The organism is Ferruginibacter sp. (assembly GCF_028288465.1).
Taxonomy (GTDB): Bacteria; Bacteroidota; Bacteroidia; order Chitinophagales; family Chitinophagaceae; genus Ferruginibacter.
This window is the reverse complement of sequence record NZ_JAQBNR010000030.1, coordinates 41365-59011: the sequence shown is the minus strand read 5'-3', so window position 1 is coordinate 59011 and position 17647 is coordinate 41365. Positions and strand designations below refer to the sequence as shown.

The window sequence follows — 17647 nt, the reverse complement described above, 5'->3', positions numbered from 1 at the left end:
GACCAACCCACCACATATACATTGCCGTTAACATCGTACGTCATATCCGTAGGGTAAGTGCTATAATTAGCATAGTAAGAACTCCACTGTAATACCCCGCTGTTAGAAAATTTTGCGATAAAATATTTTTTCATAACGCCATCATAAAAACCACCCGTGTTTTTTAATGGAATAGAGGAATGCTGATCCAGTACTGTGGAAGTAGGATCCAATAACATACCGACTGCGGTAATATTCCCAAACTTATCAATGGTCATTTGTCTGCCTGCCACCCCGTTTCCAAAATACGTAGACCATATTAACTGCCCACCAGCAGCAAATTTAGAGATGATCATTGCGCCGTTGGGAGCTGCAGTGATTTCCTGGTAATAAGCTCCTCCCCCGGGGTTCACAGTGGGAAAGGGACAATTGGCCTCACCCGATAGCTGTACAAACATGTTCCCGTTGGCATCGGTTTCAATGTCGTTCCCCATAATAGCCCTGTAAGCAGGCGCCGGCGTTTTGGAAGTGAGATAGGTCATCCAAAAAATAGAGGGATCAATTACCAGTGTATTGCTCTTATTATAACCACCAGTTTTAAAACTGATGGTATTGTTTTGTAAAGCGTACTCCACGGGCACTTCCACTTTGTCTTCCTGCTGATAGGTGTAGGGCTTTAACTCGCTAATAGTACCCATTTTTGATGTACCATTGATCTCATTGCTTTTAAGGGCCAGTTTTGTATTATTAGAGTAATGAATTTTTATCTGCGAAGGATCAGCGCCCGGATGCACAATGAAATCATATTTGAGTGTAGGCGATTTACCTTTCTCTTCTTTAATATACACTTTCCAGTCAATGCCGGGATATACGTTTTTGATTAGTATTTCATTTGATAATTGCTGAGCCTTCGTATCAGGGTTATCTACATAAAAATTAAATAGCGGTGAGCGAGCATTGACTTTTGCAACCATATTACCGGCAAGAATGCTTGCCTTTTTTAATACTATATCAATACGCTCCATCTCATAATCCACTATCCATGATGAGTCAAAAGCTGCATTCTTTTTTGATGGAACTTTCAGGTTGTGAAAATTGTGCGGAACCCTTGTCATTTTTAAGGGTCTCGACAATAATAATGAAAGGCCATACCGGGTAATAAACACCTGCTGCCCATTTAAATTAGCCTGGTAATAAACAAAATCTACCGGGTTATTTTTTAAATCAGTTACCTGCCCTGTATTTTTTAAAAAACCATTTTGAAGTGCCGCCGAACTAAAAGCGGTAAGGGCTTTATTTGACTGCTGGGCAAGACTATCAGAAAAGAAGATGGCTATAAATAAAAGGGTAAATACGGGTTTCATGGGTGTGAATGTAAGAAATATTCAAGATTGGTTTCACTTGTTCTCAGGAAATAACTCGCAGCTTCGCAAAGCAGGGCTTCAAAATTCTCTACAATATCTTCCGCCGGTTCACCAGCTCAGGCAAGTTGTCTAAATCAGCCGGGGATTTATCTTTTATCCGGATGATGTCTAAAAAAGTTTTATCGCTGCTATGATGTCATCATATTAAACTTTCTAAAACGTCCTTTTAAGTTTAAATGTTGTATGATATGGATTTCTTTGAACGATTTACCTGCCTGGCAACTGTGGTAGCAGAAAAGCCAGGTGCTGAGTAATGAATTGTATTCTTTTCTTTCAATATCCTTTAACTTCCCGGATGATCGATGGCACAACGTGTTTTGTAAGTATTGTAAGGTCTGTTTTCTTTTGCCCATTGAGATAGTTCACTTACTGCATTTGAAATGCTCCAAACTTCTTCAATACTACTTTATACGCTAAGTCTGCAACACTAAATTATTGTTTAATGAACCGGTTTCGTATATTTTTTTTCTCCTGCAAGTATCGAAACCTCCAATGCATTTTCTTTTGGCGGAATTGGACAGCTATAGCCGGCAACATAACAACAGTAGGGATTATAGGCTTTATTGAAATCTACTTCTAAGGTATTGTTTTTGATATCCTGGGTAGTAAGGTCGATATACTTGCCTCCTTCATAAGTTTCAACGCCATTGGTTGCATCAGTAAAAGGAATAAATAAATAATTGGCGTAGTCTTTTGTATTCATTAAGTCTTTTGACTGATAGACAAAAAGATGACAGATGCGATCATTAATTTTAAAAGTTATTCTGCCATACTTAAAATATTGCTGCATCATTTTGGTTGATGTTGGCATGCCGAAACCCTGCACATCATTTAGTTTTTCAAAGCTCGCTAATACTTTATAGGTTTCATCCGGAGCAAAGAATTGTAAATATTTCCGGTCTTCTCCTTTTACCACTTCGTGGGTATTGATGTAATTTGTTTGGAAAGCTTTTATAGTATCGATAAAAGCATGGCTATTGTTTTGGGCGATCGCAACATTGCCGAGTGTCAGTAGTGCAATTAATATTCTTTTCATTTGTCGTTTTTGTTTTAGTGCTGTTTATTGTTTTGATATGTTATAGTTGGGTTGAGTGTTGACATCAAGAATTCAGTTGGGATGACTAACCGTTCGTTCAGTAATGATGTTATCCTCCCGCCTTTCTACCAGGTACCAGGGCATTTGTAACAAGCCTGGTTTTAATCGTATCAGTACAGAATCTCCAATGAAGGTGTTGTGGTAAAACTCCCGGCTAATTTCCACTTTGCTTGATTCGGTTTGTGGTCCCCATGGACTAAGTTTAACAAAATATCCCCGGCCCCTGCCGGTTGTATACCAATGACGCAATACTTCAGCCTGGTATACTTTTGCCGCCTTTTCATCAAAGGCACAATTTATTAACCTTATACTGGCAAAACCATATATTAAACCGGCAACTAAAATAAAAATTGCCTGGCCTTGCAGGCTTCCGGCTGCAGCATTCCTCCCTCTCAAATACAAGGGTACAATAAGAACAGTAGCCGCAATCATTGCGGGAAGCCAGAGGGGAGCTAAATTCAGCAGGGTATATAATTTTGCAGATTTTAATAGCATACACACGGAGGATAAAACAATACCCGGCATAACATAGGGGTTGATGCTTCTGTGGCTTGCACCATATAACTTAATCAGGCCTTTGTTACTAAACAATACCACCACGCCAATCCAGGGAATTAGCAATAAAAAAATATTACTAAAAACCGAAGAAATTAACGCCGTGACGCCTGTTATAATCGCCATGGTATTGTACCCATATGCAAAGATTTTTGCCCGCTGATAGCTTTTTTCACGTTCTTCCGGCGAATTCCCCAAGGCAGGATCTTCTAACATTTGTTGCCGGGCTGTTGCGAGGTCTTCTGCATTCAGGTCTTTGAAATTGGTCGTTACCCACTTCTTTATATCCCCACTGTTAGCTAAATCAATATATTTCCCGATATAGATATGGGGATATTCTGTCGATGAGGATTCAATGACTATTGCGTTCGGTGAAACCCTGCGACCCCGTATCGCTTGCAACGGTAGCTCTCTAGTTGAAAATAATCCTGTGTATGCGATGCTGTCTTTTTTGATAACCAGTTTCCTTCTTATTATATTCAGCGCAATTAAACCAGCCAGTAATATTATAGCCGATACTATAGTCAATGAAAATACTACGCCAGCTGGTGAAGGGGCAGATCCGAGGTAAAGACCAAACACGAATATTGCAGCGGACAATATGCCGTAAAATATTTTAGTAAATCCAGACAGTGGATATTCCCATTCTTCTTCTTCATTCAGGTCTTCCATAGGCGACACTTCTTTGATTATTTGTTAGTTGTTTAGCCGCAAAAGAGATCAGCAAAGGTTTCAATTGGTATAAACTGCCTGATCAATTTTTCACATTCAACGCCGCGATAATCGCCCTGAAACTTTCCAATCCCGCTTCTAAATTCTCTACAATATCGAGTGCCAGCACATCCGGGTCAGGCAGGTTATCTAAATCGGCCAGGGACTTGTCTTAGCCAAGTGATGTCTAAAGACGTTTATCCCTTGCAATGATTTTATCGTAGCTAAACTTTCTTAAACGTACTTCGGGGTTAGATTTTTCGTGGTCTGGATTTTTTTTTCGCAGTTACTCGTCATGCAGATTATCATTTACTCATAATTTACATGCTTATTTTTTGCTTGCGGTGAGTTATAATTGATTTAATGCGACCATTATTATTTTAGGCATTAATTTTTCGGCACAAGGACCACACACAGTACCTCCACTTCTGTGGAACGCTTGCGCCAAAAGTTGGGTACGAATTCCGAACCATTATATTTAACGTCGCTGACTTTTATTTTTTTTGTAAGATAATTCATTTTGCTACAGGTTGTTGGCGTCACCGACCAAGGTGATCGAAGAGTTTTCATCAACCGCGGAAGAACAACTTCATGGACGAAGTGTTTACATCAACCCCAGAGGTAGAAAATTTCAGGGTGGCCATATCTTATATTTACTAGGCGATAAATTTATATGATGGCTTTTAAGAAGTTCAATAAAGGGTTCATGCTGTTTTTTATGATTGATGATATGCCGCTTTTTAAATTGTAAAAACCAGGCATGAACATCGGCTAACTGAAGAAACCTGCTTAGATGAGAGTGAGTAAAATGGACGGATTCAAAAAGGTTAGGAATAGCACCACCATATTGATAATCTGTCCCCTTTTCTCTATATTGTGAAAGCGTGGTGGAGTACCGTTCTGCGTTTTTATCATTTTCCCGATCCCCGATCAACATACCCAATGATTTTTTAGTTTTCATTAAAGCGCTTGCTCGTTCGCAAAGAAACATAAATGCATACTTTTCTGCATAGCTCTTATTATATAGCTTAGCCGTATTTATTTGAATGTCTATCAACAAAACTTCAGGCATCATTAGTACTTTTAACAACCTGGACAAGATCACAAGCCTGTCGGGAACATTAGTCATATGCTTAAAAAGTTTTTTCCCATGGAAAATATCAACCGCGTGAAATTCAGTTTTAGGACAAAGTAAGGTTAGCTTAAAAACATCATTTGAAATTTTGTTAACCTCTTCTTCAATCAATAGAAAATTTTCTTCCGCGATAGCAATGCCGCCCAAATGATAAAAGGGATAATCTGGCTGACACTTTACTTCGTCGAAAAAAATCAAATACATAATTTACGTTTATTTTTAGAAGCGGATTTGATCTTGGATAGCAACAAGGTGCATCCGATGAGATGGGCTCTTAAGCTAAAAAATACTCTAACCTATCCTTCCACTTTTTCCAATCGGGCATCACACGATTTTGTAAATCAAAGAAAGGTTTAGTGTGGTTGTGATGAACAAGGTGGGCTAACTCGTGAATTACCACATATTCAATACTACCTTTGGGCGCTTTAATTAGCTCAGTGTTAAGGATAATCTTTCCTGCAGGAGTGCAACTTCCCCAGCGATTTGACATCTTACGAATGTTCAATAGCGGCTGTTTGATTTTGTACTTTTTGAATTGAGGCAATATTTCATTTATCATCTCGGTAAAGACATTCGTTGCCTTCTGCTTATACCATTGCTGTAACTGCTTTTCCAAAGCATCTTTACTTGTGTCTGTTGCATGAATAAATAATTGCCCCCTGTATGCTTTAATAACGTTAATCTTATCCGGTACAATTTTCAATCTATATTGACGGCCTAAATACAAATGTGTCTCGCCATTAATAAACCTGCGTGGGGGAGTTCCAGGCTTATAGGTTTTAAATTGTTCTATTTGTTTTAGTATCCATGGAGCCTTTGATTTTATCTTCGCTAATACCTTTTTGCTGTCAGTACCTAATGGAGCCAGTACTTCGACGTTTAAATTGGGATGCACCTTTATAGCCAACGATTTTCTATCTAAAAAGGATAATGTAAAATCGATTTGCTTTGTGCCGAATTGGATTTGTTGCTTCATTAATCTTTGTATTTTGATTCTGCAACTTTAATGCTATCTGCTATCAATACATCCATGTGGTCAAAACCAAAATCAATATCAAATTTGCTTTTAAAATCAAATAACAAATCGTCAATTTCAATGGTGATTCTTCCTTTAATATCATCATTCTTAATCCAATCAATTACCTGCTTTCCATTTTCAAATAGATTGCTCTTAATAATAGCGTCAATCCCTAATGCAACTTCAACAGCTATATCAACTCGATTGGCTTTTGAAGACAAGCTTTCTTTAAACTCTTCACATGTCAAGTTATAGTAGGCAATAGCAGTTTCATTGTCTTTTAATGCCCCAGGAACATTGTCTCTTTTACCCGTAAAGAAAGTGCTTTCATAATCTTTAGCTTTAGCTAAATAATCCGCTTCTGAAATACGTAGATTGTGAAAATCCTTTATTGCTTGCTTTATAAGTTCTGACAACCTTTTGTAGAATACAGGATCGTCATTCATTTTAACACTGATTGCCTTAATGGTCCTGCTGGCTATATGGTCGGCTTTTGCTGCCTTTCCAGTTATTTTTTCTATCTCTGCTTCTCTTTCTTCTTTGTCAAAAATATTAACTAGTTCAGTAATCTTTAATACCTCTCCATCCGTGGTTATATGTTTATCGATCAGCTTTTGAACTTGTGCTTCATATTCCTTAAAATCTAACTCGTCAAAAAAACGGCGTTTAACAGACACCCTTAAGCCTAGAAAAAACTTTGCATCGGCTTTGTATTTGTCAACTTGTTTCGGTGTGGTATTGTTTGCAAATTCTACACTTGATAAGGCTAATTTTAATAACCTCACAAACGCAGAAAGCTTCTCGTAGAAAGTATGTCTTCTCTCTTCATCAGACAATAGTTCTTCATACGCCGGTTCATCGTATTTATTTTTGATTACTTTGAAGATATCCCACAATTCTGAATGGGCCTGCGGTAGTTTTTCCAATTCTTTGCTCACCACTGTAACAGTACCAATCAAATCATCGTCATCATAAGCGTCATCACCTGCGTACATTTTTAATGCTCCATCCAGATTTTCAAGGTTTCCATAATAATCAATTATCAAACCATAATCCTTGCCAGGTGCCAATCTATTTACTCTTGCAATTGCCTGTAACAGAGTATGCTCTTTTAAATTTCGGGTTAGATATAATACTCTGTTTACCGGCGCATCAAAACCTGTTAATAATTTATCTACCACAATTATTATTTCCGGCTCTTCTTGTTTTTTAAATCCATTAATAATAGATTTTTCATAATTATCTGGTGTGCCATATTTATCCATCATGGCTTTATAAAAAGCCCTTACTTTATCGTCGTTTTCTTCAAAAACATCTGTATCACCCTCTCTTGTATCAGGACCAGAAATTAATAATTCAACGGATATTTTTCCAATCTCTTTCAGTACGTCACGATATCTTACAGCACACAATTTATTGGGTGCAACTAACTGCCCTTTAAACCCAGTCTCCTGGATGTTCTCCACAAAGTGTTTTGAAATATCCCACGCTGTATTTTCAATAAAACTAAGTGATTGGACTATTTTATTCTTTGCAGAAAACTTACGTTTTAAACTGGCTTTACCGTATTCAGTCAAATCTTCTGCTACACGGTCAAAATAGTTATCTAAAGGCTTTTCATTTACTTCCATTACGTTGTGCCTTCCTTCGTATAATAGAGGAACTACAGCCTTATCTTCAACTGCATCTTTAATAGAATATACATCAATTAAGCCTCCGAACTTGGCAGCTGTATTTTTCTCTCTTTTCATCAACGGTGTGCCGGTAAAAGCAACAAAACAGGCATTTGGAAACACCCGTTGCATATAAACATTAAAATTGTTGTACTGGCTGCGATGTCCTTCATCTACCAACACAAAAATATTGTTGCTGGTAAATGGCTCAGCAATTTTAATGGCTGCTTCAAATTTATTAATGATTGTTGTTATGATGCCATCGTCTTTGTCCTTTAGTAATTCCACCAGGTGCTTACCTGTATTTGCCTGTTTAACCTGCTTACCACACTTTTTAAATGTATCCGTAATTTGGTCATCCAGATCAACACGGTCTGTTACCAATAAAAGTTTTGGATTCTTAATTTTGGGGTCCATTGCAATCAGCTGCGCCAGCATAACCATAGTTAACGACTTTCCACTTCCCTGGGTGTGCCAAATAACTCCACCACGCCTTGCTCCACCTGGCAAAATATTTTCAATTCGCTGTAGGGTGAATTTAACCGCAAAATATTGCTGATAACGGCAAATCTTCTTCTCTCCATTGTCAAATAAAATAAAGTGATAAATAATATCTAACAACCTTTCCTTCCTGCATAAATTGAACAATAATTTATCCTGCTCCGTAACAATAACTTCGCTGGTTTCTAACTTATTAAAATACTCCAATACAAAACGAAAACGTTCTTTAAAGAGAACTGATCTGTCAGTATCGGGTAATGGCGCATTTTTTAATCGCTTTAGTTTAATCACATAATTTTCGTCCTCTTCCTTTGTACGAAATTGTTCCTTCCACACCCCCCAGAACTCCTTACTGGTTGATGTTGTTCCATATTTTGCCTGATGCACACTAAGCCCCATTACAATATTGGAGTACTGAAATAATGAACGAATACCATCATCTTTTTGGTTTCTTAAACTCTGTTCTACAGCCTGATCTATGGGGGTTTTTAGGTTGGGGCTTTTGCATTCAATCACCACCATCGGAATACCGTTGATGAACAAGACAATATCCGGTCGATAAGTGTCTGACCTTCCGGAACGCAACACTTCAAATTCTTCCGTTACATGGTAAACATTATTTTCAGGATATTCCCAATCTATATATTTAAAAGAAAAGCTTTTCTTATCACCCAGTACATTTTGTTCCAGGCTCTTACCCAATGTTATTAACTCATAAAAAAATTTATTGGCCGCTGTAAAACCATCTTGTAGCGGCAAATCTCTTAAGGCCAATATCGCTGTATTGATGTTTGTTTCTGTAAATTGAAATTCTTTGTTCTTGTATTCAACCTTATTGATTTGTTGTAATTGTTTTCTAAGTATGCTCTCAAGTAGCACATTTGAACTTCTATTACTTCTTGCCTCTGACGCCTCTTGCGGTGTTAAATATCTATATCCCAATTTTATCAACATCTGCAAGGCAGGTATTTGGGAAATATGCTCTTCTTTAAATGACGGTAGTTCCATTTTTTACACTATATTTTTCACAGAATTTTTACCTTTAACCTTTTTTGCGCTTTTTAGGGCATCATGCGCTCTATCGGTTATTGTCTCATAATTGTCAGTTTCAATTTTGCATTCAGCCACTCCGCAGCAAACTGTTATATTGTAAACTTCGCCGTTAATTTCAAATGCAGTTTTTTCGATTAAGCTTCTTTTTCTTTCCGCAGCTTTCATTGCATTTTCCATACTTGTTTCATTTAGAACTATCAGGAACTCATCTCCTCTTTGAAAATATCTAAATGTTTCATCTGTAGCCCTTTTGTCGTTCCCCAATAATCGGCCAGCTTTTCCAAGAATCTCGTCCGCTGTATTATACCCAACCTTTTCATTAAGAGCTGCGAAATCATCGACATCTATCAGGACGATTGATAAAATTTGATTACCTCGTTTAGTTGCGGATATTTTTTCAGTTAAATATGGAGTAAGCGCTTTATGATTTTTTAATCCTGTTAGTTCATCCGTTTGAAAATCTCCCTGGATTTTTTTTAGTCTGATTTTATAGAAAGTTGAAATAACGGCTGTGGTAATAAAAACAACAGAAATGATTATTAAAATCGCTTTGTAGGTGCTGATATGTAGTATTGCTGAAAGAAAGGTATCAATGGTCGTCTCCTTAGGTACGAAAATAGATGCCGAAAAAAGTACAATTATAATAAGTAGCCACTTAAGGAAATCATACATAAGTTTGGAAAGAGCATCTTCTTTTAATTTTCGTATTGATTTTAGTAAATAATTCATGTTTAACTTTTAATATTATTTTTATTCAATGGGCGCTATAAAACATGTTTTGTTGATGTGATTTCTCATTTATGGCTAAAAAAATCTCTAATAATATTGTTTCCAGTAAGCTGAAATTCTCTTGTTGCTTTTTCTGCTAGTTTATCCAATTTGAATTTATTTATTTCGTCCATTTGAATATTACAACTTTCATCAAGATGGGTATCTACTCTTTGATAAATAAAATTGGGCTGCTCTTGTTTGTCTATACCATTTTGCAACAAACTAATCAGATTTTGGACTTGCTGCGACTGGCCTTGCATAAAAAGTTCAATTAATCTTTTTTTGCCTCCTGAAAGCATCCAATAAATAATGCCATAATGCCTTCTTCGGTCACTATCTCTTATAAGGTCATAATGCTTTAAGATATTTGCTAGCCATACATATTTTTTTAGTATGCCGGAATCGCAAAACTTTTGATGTCCTGTTCCAAGTGACAAAACACTTATATTTTCAAGTTTTTTATTAAAGGCTTTCTGAACTTCAACAATCGCAGTAAGTGCTGGATTATTGCAAAACACTCCACCATCTACTTTATTGTGAAAAGGCTTTTGCAAACCATTTAAGTCAACATAGTCGGCAGAATAGGGATTGAAATATGTTGGTGCAGCACTTGTCGCAAGAGCGGCCTGGTATGCAGGTATATGATAATCCCGTAAAAACTTATCGTGGTATTTTGACTTAAGTACCGATGGACATCCTTCTTGCAGATCGTATATTGTTACACAAGTGGGGATTTTGCAATCCAATAAACGTGGGTCTTCTCCATTATTCGCTGATGCAAACTTAGTACGGATTAATTTTTCAAGTTCTGATCTTGGATGTGTGGCTTTAAAGAAGGATGTTAATAAGCCCTTTTTATTGCCAAAAATTTTGCTTGCGTTATTATAGTACAATTCATAAATTTCCTTCGCAGGTATACCTAGTGATAGTGCGATTGCTATGATCCCCCCTGTAGATGTTCCACAAACAAAATCAAAATTTTGATAAATCTGCCATTTTTCATTTCCTTCAGCTTTCATTTTTGCTTCTATTTCTGCCAAAAACATCGCAGGAAAGACGCCTCTAATGCCGCCGCCATCAATAGATAATATCTTAAATTTCTTATCCCTCATATTTGACTCTTATTTTCGCTGTCAATAATTGCTGCATTAAGCCTTTCCTCTGATTTTTTAATTCAGAAAATTTTTTTTCATACAAAAGAATTTCTTCATCTACCTTATCCAAACATGCCGCGATTTTCTTTTGCTCGTCAATGCCGGGAACTCTAATTTGTAATTTAAGAAATTCACTTTGGCCTAGCGTTTTATTTCTGCCGGCACCACCAGGCGAGGCCAACCGTAATAAATCCTTCCCTTTTTTTGATTTGAAAAAATGAAGTAGATAATTTAAATCCAGTTCTCCTTCAATTGCCTTGTACATTGGAAATCGATGAGATGCAATCATTCCAACTTCCCTAACCGAAGTCTTTGCTATAGCATGTTCCCATGCAAAAACGATATTCAGGATAAAACAATCTGGTTCAATATAAAAAACAGATTTATTTCCTAAACTGGCTCCAGTTACAGCTTCTTTGTAAAAAATACCCTTTGTATGAGATCTTATCCCAATTTGGGTGTACAACTCCAAAGGGTTTGGTGTAAGAGGTCTTTTTATTCTTCGTAATAGTTTAGAAACTGGGAGTGATTTAATCTCATTACTTTTAAAATACTTCTGATTATTAAAAAGTAACTCAAATAATAGCCATTCCTTCCTTCTCTGTAATTCAGCTAGGATAGTTTTGCATAAATTAATTGCAATATCCCAAGTATTTAAAGCTTTTGCTATTAATTCTTGTTCTTTAAATGGAGGGCATGGGATTGTTAAAAATTGATACTCTGAAATCCAATATCTTTTATGGTCGGATGAAACAAAATTTATTTGCTGCATTGCGTAAAAGACAAATTTGAAATCAAAGTCTATATTTTTTTTTGCGATTAAAATCTTAGCCGCAGATGAACGTATTTGAAAGGGGAAATCAACATATTTACTATCAGTCGTAAAATCATCAAATAAGATAACTGGGATTCTTGTATACGTCTTATTATTATTTTCAGTATACCCTAAGATAAAAGACTTACCTGCTGTTAATACAGGAATATTATTTATTTCCGATTTCTCACTCTCGACATACTCCGATATGAAATCTGTTGGTTGAAAGTAATCTAAAAAATAGCCAAGTTCTTTGATATCCCAGTTTACATGGATCTTACCAATATCGGAGAATCTATTTATAGATAGCTCATCTTTCCCAATTGCTTTATTCTCCTTTTCTGAAATAGATTTAGTCATAATTTTTTTTTGTATTATTTGAGCCATGTACTCCGCCGCCAGTCCATTCCCCAGTTACCAGCCAGATCTCATAATGATATAGCCAATCATAAGTCCAAGGAATTATTGTTTGGGTGAGCAACATAGTATCCCTCCATTCATATTCCATTGGATAGTACAGACATAACCGTTGAAGCTTTTGATCATAGCAGTGTTCCAGCCTCATTTTGCCCGTGGCGAGTGCTAGAGGCTTCGGTTCCACTACATACATTTTTGGAGCTTCAGTTAAGTGATACACCAGTTTTATTTTATAGTCTGCCCCCAGGGGTGAAGGCGATATTGTATGCGTCCAGGATAGCTGCACATCGTGCAAAGTATTCACTTTAGTTCCCAAAAACATGCGCTGTATGCTCATAGCTTGGTTTATAATTGGTATTGGTTTACTCCTCTGTGCCATAAAATTTATGTGGATTAATTATATTCGATGCACCCGCAACGATGCCTAGCTTTGTATCAAATCTCGTTTTACTTTGCTCAGTTAATATTTGTCTTTTTTTACCCATATTGAGATATGCCCCCTTCGTGGTTTCTTCACCAAATGATTTTGCCAGACTTTCAACAACTTTCGGCATATCAGGTTGTGAAGTCGAATACAATAAATCATGTTTTACAGCAGCTAGCCAATTAAAAAATTTCTGTTGCTTTGCAGGTGTTTCAAGCCATTTATCCGCAAAATTTTCCTCAGGGTTGACTGGATTGCCAATGAATTTGTATTTTCTTCCCATATGATCAACCTTGTCCTGAATATACAGATGCATGTTTTCAATCACATTCGTTAGTGCATCCATTAAATTTGCTTCCTTCCGGTATGCATATCCTGCAAGGGTAGTTATGATGATAGAAATTGGCTTTTCAGGGTCACCCTTAAATTTAATATCTCTGTGGCGTTTCAGTATCTGTACTACACGTTGCAAGGGAAACTTATTTTTCTGGTACTTAGGTACAGGCTTGACAGCTTCGTTGAGTGAGAATAGCTTTACAGTACCAATTGTTGCCCGCTCCATAAACCATTTGGCATAACCAAAAGGGTTACTTTTCAACCAGTTTTCAGAATTCTTTTCGGTTTTGTAGTTAGGCAGCTTGTTATCAGTAATACTTAACGATAGATTCTCTGTATTGTCGCTCAGGGTATCTGAAAAAGCCTTTTCGAAAACAAGCTGATATCCATTTCTAATAATGGCAGGTAAGATGTCCATGTGGTACTGATCACCATTAGGTGAACCTTCACGGTATTTTAAAGTCCAGCACCGCCTGCCTTCCTTATCGAGGATTGACTCATATTTTTTATGTGCCTCCAGCTGATTGCCAACAATATCCTTTAAATCTTTCTGTGTCCACAATGGAGCTTTACCTGAAAGTTCACAAACCAAATCAATATCTAAATCATCAGTTTTATGAACTGGCTGTACAGCAGTACCAATAATCATTGAACCTTGGGGCTTGATTGTTGGGTTATATGGCTTCAGCAGGGAGTCATTTGCACAAAGCCAGTTACCAACAGCCTTATAACTTGCAACAGCCGCATCAAACTGTGTTTCAGAAATATCGAGATTTTCACCTAGTTCATCCAGTAATTCTGTAAAATGTATTTTTTTTTCATTTGTAAGCATATTATATAATTTTTAATTCTTTTAAATAATTTTCCATTTGGATTTCTACTGCGGACAATTGCTTTTTTAAATCTTCAATGTTTGCTTGCGTAGCTTTTATATCCACCACAGTCTCTTCCTCAAACGTATCCACATAACGAGGGATGTTTAGATTGTATTCGTTCGCAACTATATCAGTAACTGTTGCACGATAGCTGTACTTTTCTTCAAGGATTACTCCTTTTTCCTTTGTAAGGGGCTCAGCAGTTTTAAATGCCCTGTAACTGCTAACGATGTGGGCAATGTCTTTATCTTCCCTTAATCTGTTTTGATTTTTACCTGCTTCATATTCTCTGCTGGCATCAACAAATAGCACATCTTTATTTTCACCTTTAGCCCTATTAAAAATTAAGATGGCTGCAGGGATACCAGTTCCAAAAAACAGGTTAGCAGGCAAGCCTATTACAGCTTCTAAAAGATTTTCTTTTATTAATTGTTCTCTTATTTTCCCCTCAGTACTTCCACGGAATAAAACACCATGTGGCACTATTACGCCAACTCTGCCTATATCTTCATAAGTAGTTTCAATCATGTGCGTAATAAAGGCAAAATCACCTTTGCTTTTTGGAGGCACTCCACGATGAAAGCGATTGTATTGATCTGCCAGTGCATCCTCTGCCCCCCATTTATCTAAAGAAAAGGGAGGATTTGCTCCCACTACATGAAACTTCATTAACTGATCGCCTTCCAATAGTTTCGGGTTATTGATGGTATCTCCCCATTCAATAGTAGCATTATCAAATTCATGCAGAAACATGTTCATTCTTGCAAGCGCCCATGTACTTCCGTTATTTTCCTGACCATAGAGAGAAAAATTGTTACTGCCGACTTCTCTTCCCATTTTAATAAGTAAAGAACCTGACCCGCAGGTAGGGTCACACAAGCGATTGCCTGGCTCTGGAGCAAGGAGCTTTGCTAAAAGAGTAGACACCTCACTTGGGGTGTAAAAATCACCAGCCTTTTTACCAGCATCACTGGCAAATTTCGCAATCAAGAATTCGTAAGCATCGCCAATGATATCATTACCTTCCAGATGTGAAGGCTGAATATCCAATTCAGAAAAATCTACCAACAGATTTTTTAAGCGACGATTGCGGTCTTTCGTCTGCCCAAGATTTGCTTCGCTATTAAAATCTATGTTACGAAATACTCTTTCCAATTTGCTACGGTTAGCATCTTCCAATTTCTCCAATGCAATATTTATTAACTCACCCAGGTTGCTTTCATTACGTTGTTCAAACAAAGTATCAAAGGAACTTTCAGCAGGAAGTTGAAAACGTTCGCTGCGTAATGCCCTTTCAATGCGCACTTCATCATTTTTATATTTTTCTACGTATGCTGTTCTTTTATCCTTCCATACATCAGTAACATATTTCAGGAACAGCATGGTGAGTATATAATCTTTGTATTGGGTAGCATCAATAGTACCACGGAAAGTATCGCAGGCTTTCCATACTATTCTATTAATATCTGATTGGTCTAACTTCTTATCCATATTGATTATTTAATAAGTTTTGAAATGATTGCGGAATACAAGCTTTGCTTCTGGCTAATTAATTCTTTAGCCAGTTGTATTTCCTTTTGATGAAAGCTGGCCAATGAAGCAACCCTGATTTGTTGATCCATTGGTAAAACTGGTATTTGAAAAGCTGCTAACTCTGATTTTCGAATTGAAAAAATATTAGTGCCGCCACCCAATTGCATTAAAGCTGTTTTTGTTTGTGGGGCATTTAAGATTGCTGCCAAATATTCCGGGTGAATCTTTTTGGTATTTGGGCGAATTACAAAGAAACTGGATGAGGCCACCGTAGGTATATTTTTTTCAATATAACACCAGGCAAACAACCGATGGCCTTTTCCCACAAATAGCACATCGCCGTTTTGCAGGACATGGGGTCCAATCTTTTCCGTTAACTTTATAAAGTCAGCATCATTCGTAAAAAGCATCCCGTCTTCATTAAATTGCCGTAGCTGGAGGAAGGGAATATTTCCTTGCTCTTGAGCCTGACCTGGGAAGCCTATTTTGATATCTGATATGTTTTCTATTGCCTGTTGCATTATATTTGTAGAGTTCTGTAAAATGCAAACATACACTATATTTTGTAATTAAATTGTAGAGTTCTGTAAATTATGAGCTTTATTTTGGGTCAGATTGGTTAATTTATTAATATTCAGTTGATTAATCATGTAAAGTTTTTTGATATTTTTTCTTATTTATATTTTTTAAGACTGTTCTCAATAAAAAAGGGGCTATAAGAGCCCCTTATCCGCAAATGAATAATAAGCATCAGTGGTTACAATAATATGGTCTAACACTCTTATATCGTGGTAGCTTGCCGCGGTTTTAATCTTGAGTGTTAGCTGTTCATCCGCCCCGCTTGGTTTCAAATCACCGCTGGGATGGTTATGGGCAAGTACGATATTAACTGCCAACCCTTTGATGGCAGCAGCTAGTATCAATCGTGGATCAGCCACAGTTCCAGTAAGACCACCGGCAGACGCTTCATAAACGCCGGTTACCCGGTTTGCCTGGTTAATCAATAATACTTTGAATTCTTCCTGCATCTCCATTTTATTTTTATCCCACACTTTCAGCAAGGTTTCATAACAATCTTTAGAGGTCTTAATTAATGGCCTTTCAGCAGCTTTCACTTTGGTTTTGTAAACCAATTCTACTTCTGCTACTTTGCTCCAGGCTGGTTGAATCATTGCGTTCTTTTCCATAACAATCATTTTAAAATTTTAAAAATTAATTATGGAACCACTGCTGCCTTTTGGCGACCAAGGCAATGAAGCAACGGAATAAATAGCGCAGCGGTTTATGCCGGAATTTCATTGCCGCCCCGAGCCAACAAGGCGAACTTTGTGGATGAATTAATGAAGAAATCCTTCAATGTAATTTTGCTTAGTTCTTTTTTGTCAATATGAGTAATGCTAACAAGAATACAACTTAAATCAATTGTTGAAAATGACGCTGCCAGAAGGATTAAATAAGTTTGTTACAAAAACAAAAAAAATGTTGCACTTTGTTTTATTGCATCCGAAGCGTAAGGGTAAAGTAAATCATTTGATTTGAATTTGGCATCAACATGCTGCGTGTAGTGCAACGCTTTTCACTCAACCTTAGAATTCTGCAACCTGATAATAATTAGTGCAATTACTACATCAATACCGTCAAAATGTTACCTGTTAACTGTAATAAATTTTGCATCTTTGCAATACCAAATTAAATATCCAATCCTGTAAAAAAATTCCAATCCTCGAAAAGCCAGTAACTTGTTTCTGTGAAAAACCTTCCTACGAAGGTTTTTTCGTTTCGAGTCATATAGTCGTCGCTTTTATAAGCTAATACTCCCATTTGTAGTCAATGTACTAATTCTTTTAACGGTTATTACTAAATTATTAAAGCCAATAATCAATTACATTGCAAGTATTCTCAAGTTTTTATTGAGTACGGAAATCCAGGATCCAAAGCGAAAAAAAACAGGTATTATATTAGCCACCACACGAAATGATAACTGCTATCATTCAATATGACTTATCTATATATGGCAATGAGTGATCAGACATCTTCACTTTCTTCCTGATTATTATTTTCTACAAGCTGAATAACAAACAATACGTATTGCGTATTAAAGAAAATATGGCACAGGAAACCTTCTTCGAACCGAATATAGATATCCCCCCTTTCAAAAGTGAATCGCGGAAACAAAAA

The 17647-nt window shown here is 36.8% G+C and carries 14 protein-coding genes; all 14 read right to left on the bottom strand.

Annotated elements, in window-relative coordinates; translation table 11 throughout:
• The coding region (locus JWR61_RS14015) for an SBBP repeat-containing protein (protein ID WP_301928392.1) at window positions 1-1343 on the bottom strand (1343 nt) is incomplete at its 3' end.
• A 499-nt stretch (window positions 1344-1842) separates the two neighbouring features.
• Window positions 1843-2439 (bottom strand): DUF1684 domain-containing protein, encoded by a 597-nt coding sequence (locus JWR61_RS14010; protein ID WP_301928391.1) that lies wholly within the window; start codon window positions 2437-2439, stop codon window positions 1843-1845.
• Window positions 2440-2511: 72 nt separating this feature from the next.
• The gene (locus JWR61_RS14005) at window positions 2512-3726 is read right to left on the bottom strand and encodes a hypothetical protein (RefSeq protein ID WP_301928390.1); all 1215 of its coding nucleotides are present in this window, start codon (window positions 3724-3726) and stop codon (window positions 2512-2514) included.
• A 670-nt stretch (window positions 3727-4396) separates the two neighbouring features.
• On the bottom strand, window positions 4397-5104 hold the full coding sequence (locus JWR61_RS14000) for a DUF3800 domain-containing protein (RefSeq protein WP_301928389.1): 708 nt from the start codon (window positions 5102-5104) through the stop codon (window positions 4397-4399).
• A 70-nt stretch (window positions 5105-5174) separates the two neighbouring features.
• Window positions 5175-5876, bottom strand: coding sequence for a M48 family metallopeptidase (locus JWR61_RS13995; RefSeq protein ID WP_301928388.1), 702 nt, complete (start codon window positions 5874-5876; stop codon window positions 5175-5177).
• Complete coding sequence (locus JWR61_RS13990) at window positions 5876-9100, bottom strand: type I restriction endonuclease subunit R (protein WP_301928387.1); 3225 nt, start codon at window positions 9098-9100, stop codon at window positions 5876-5878. The genes JWR61_RS13995 and JWR61_RS13990 overlap by 1 nt, the downstream gene beginning before the upstream one ends.
• A gap of 3 nt (window positions 9101-9103) precedes the next feature.
• Complete coding sequence (locus JWR61_RS13985) at window positions 9104-9874, bottom strand: GGDEF domain-containing protein (RefSeq protein WP_301928386.1); 771 nt, start codon at window positions 9872-9874, stop codon at window positions 9104-9106.
• Between the two features lie 65 nt (window positions 9875-9939).
• Window positions 9940-11028, bottom strand: a complete 1089-nt coding sequence (locus JWR61_RS13980; RefSeq protein ID WP_301928385.1) for a CBASS cGAMP-activated phospholipase — start codon at window positions 11026-11028, stop codon at window positions 9940-9942.
• A complete protein-coding gene (locus tag JWR61_RS13975; protein ID WP_301928384.1) occupies window positions 11018-12244 on the bottom strand; it encodes a restriction endonuclease subunit S in 1227 nt (408 codons plus the stop codon). The genes JWR61_RS13980 and JWR61_RS13975 overlap by 11 nt, the downstream gene beginning before the upstream one ends.
• Window positions 12237-12638, bottom strand: coding sequence for a hypothetical protein (locus JWR61_RS13970; protein WP_301928383.1), 402 nt, complete (start codon window positions 12636-12638; stop codon window positions 12237-12239). The genes JWR61_RS13975 and JWR61_RS13970 overlap by 8 nt, the downstream gene beginning before the upstream one ends.
• A gap of 25 nt (window positions 12639-12663) precedes the next feature.
• The gene (locus JWR61_RS13965; RefSeq protein ID WP_301928382.1) at window positions 12664-13893 is read right to left on the bottom strand and encodes a nucleotidyltransferase; all 1230 of its coding nucleotides are present in this window, start codon (window positions 13891-13893) and stop codon (window positions 12664-12666) included.
• 1 nt (window position 13894) lies between these two features.
• Entirely contained in the window at window positions 13895-15427 is a 1533-nt protein-coding gene (locus JWR61_RS13960) for a type I restriction-modification system subunit M (protein ID WP_301928381.1), read from the bottom strand.
• Window positions 15428-15432: 5 nt separating this feature from the next.
• On the bottom strand, window positions 15433-15990 hold the full coding sequence (locus JWR61_RS13955; protein WP_301928380.1) for a restriction endonuclease subunit S: 558 nt from the start codon (window positions 15988-15990) through the stop codon (window positions 15433-15435).
• Window positions 15991-16182: 192 nt separating this feature from the next.
• Window positions 16183-16656: a JAB domain-containing protein gene (locus tag JWR61_RS13950; protein WP_301928379.1), complete on the bottom strand. Its 474-nt coding sequence runs from the start codon at window positions 16654-16656 to the stop codon at window positions 16183-16185.
• Window positions 16657-17647 lie beyond the last annotated feature (991 nt).